This is a genomic window from Streptomyces atratus, assembly GCF_014648655.1.
Taxonomy (GTDB): domain Bacteria; phylum Actinomycetota; class Actinomycetes; order Streptomycetales; family Streptomycetaceae; genus Streptomyces; species Streptomyces atratus.
Genome location: NZ_BMRN01000133.1, coordinates 1,205 through 3,292, shown reverse-complemented (window position 1 = coordinate 3,292; position 2,088 = coordinate 1,205). Strand labels below are relative to the sequence as shown.

At 72.7% G+C, this 2,088-nt stretch carries 1 protein-coding gene; it reads left to right on the top strand.

Going from position 1 to position 2,088, the window contains the following annotated elements:
- Positions 1-12 precede the first annotated feature (12 nt).
- A partial coding sequence (locus IEZ15_RS43525) for a non-ribosomal peptide synthetase (protein WP_308427523.1) occupies positions 13-2,088 on the top strand: 2,076 nt, incomplete at its 3' end.

Here is a 2,088-nt window from a genome sequence, read left to right as displayed (position 1 = left end):
CGGTCGGTGGAGATGATCGTGGCCCAGCTGGCGGTGGCCAAGGCCGGTGCGGCTTATGTGCCGGTGGACCCGGAGTATCCGGCCGAGCGAATCGCCTACATGCTGGCCGATGCCCGTCCCGCCCTGCTGCTGACCACGATGACGGTGGGAGAGCGGTTGCCGGAAGCGGATGTCGCCCGGTTGCTGCTGGACGAAGCCGCCACCGTGGCAGCGCTGGCGACGTACCCGTCCTCCCGTCCGACCGACGCCGACCGGATCCGACCCCTGGTTCCGGCCAACCCGGCGTACCTGATCTACACCTCCGGCTCCACCGGACGCCCCAAGGGCGTGGCGGTCTCGCACCAGGGCCTGCCGAGCATGGCCGCTGCCCACATCGGCGGGCTCGAGCTCACCGAGGACAGCCGGGTCCTGCAGGTGGTCTCGCCCAACTTCGACGTGTCGGTGGCCGACCTGGTGATGACGCTGCTCAGCGGAGCTGCCCTGGTGCTGCCCGCAGCCGGGCAGACAACGGGGGACGAGCTGGCCCGCGTCCTGCAGGAACGAGCCATCACGCACATGATGCTGCCTGCCGCCGTGCTGGCGACGCTGGCAGAGCGGGAACTGCCCGCCCTGCGCTGCGTGGTGGCCGGCGGCGAGGCGTGCTCCGCCGAACTGGTCGCACGGTGGTCGGCCGGGCGGCGGATGGTCAACGCCTATGGTCCGACCGAGACCACGGTGTGCGCGACCATGAGCGCTCCGCTGATCGGCGGGGTCACCCCGCCGATCGGCCGACCGATCCACAACACGCAGGTGTACGTGCTCGACGCCGGCCTGCGGCCGGTGCCGCCCGGCGTCCCCGGCGAGCTGTACATCGCCGGGGCCGGCTTGGCCCGCGGCTACCAGGATCGTCCCGGGATGACGGCGGAGCGGTTCGTGGCCTGCCCGTTCGGCCCGGCCGGTACCCGCATGTACCGCACCGGCGACCTGGCCCGCTGGAGCGCCGACGGCGAGCTGGAGTACCTGGGCCGCGCCGATGACCAGGTCAAGATCCGCGGTTTCCGTATCGAGCTGGGCGAGATCGAGACCGTGTTGGCGGCGCATCCGGACGTGGCCCAGGTGGCGGTGGTGGCCCGCGAGGACCGGCCCGGGGTCAAGCAGTTGGTGGCCTATCTGGTGCCGCGTGACGGTGGTGCGGCCGGTGCGGACTGGGGGACGCTGCGCAAGGAGGCGGCCCGGGTACTGCCGGATTACATGGTCCCGGCGGCGTTCGTCACCCTGGAGGCGCTGCCGCTGACGCCCAACGGCAAGCTGAACCGCCGGGCCCTGCCGGCGCCGGACTTCGCCGAGGTCTCCACCGGCCGGGCGCCGCGCACCCCCCAGGAGGAGATCCTGTGCGGGCTGTTCGCCGAGATCCTCGGCCTGCCGGCCGTCGGGATCGACGACAGCTTCTTCGAGCTCGGTGGCCACTCCCTGCTCGCGACCCGGCTGACCAGCCGGATCCGTTCGGTCCTCGACGTGGAACTGCCGGTGCGGGCCCTGTTCGAGGCACCCACCGTGGCCGAACTGGCCGAGTGGCTCGACGAGGCTGCGGGCAGGGCCAGGACGGCGCTGCGGCCGATGGAGCGCCCGGAGCGGCTTCCGTTGTCGTTCGCGCAGCGGCGGCTGTGGTTCCTGGGACGACTGGAGGGCCCCAGCGCCACCTACAACATGCCACTGGCCCTGCAGCTGTCCGGGCAGTTGGACCGGGAGGCACTGGGGGCGGCGCTGACGGACGTGGCCGTGCGGCACGAGAGCCTGCGCACGGTCTTCCCCGAGAGCGAGGGCCGGCCGTACCAGCTGGTGCTGGATCCGCAGCGCGGCCGCCCCGGCCTGCCGGTCACCGAGACCGACGAGCGGGAACTGCCCGCCCTGGTCGAGGCCGTCACACGTCGCGGCTTCGACCTGGCGGTGGACACCCCGCTGCGCGCGGAGCTGTTCGTCCTCACCGAGGACGAACACGTGCTGGTGCTGACCCTGCACCACATCGCCGGGGACGGCTGGTCGCTGGCGCCGCTGGTCCGGGATCTGGCGGCCGCGTACACCGCCCGGTGTGCCGGGGCGGCGCCGGAA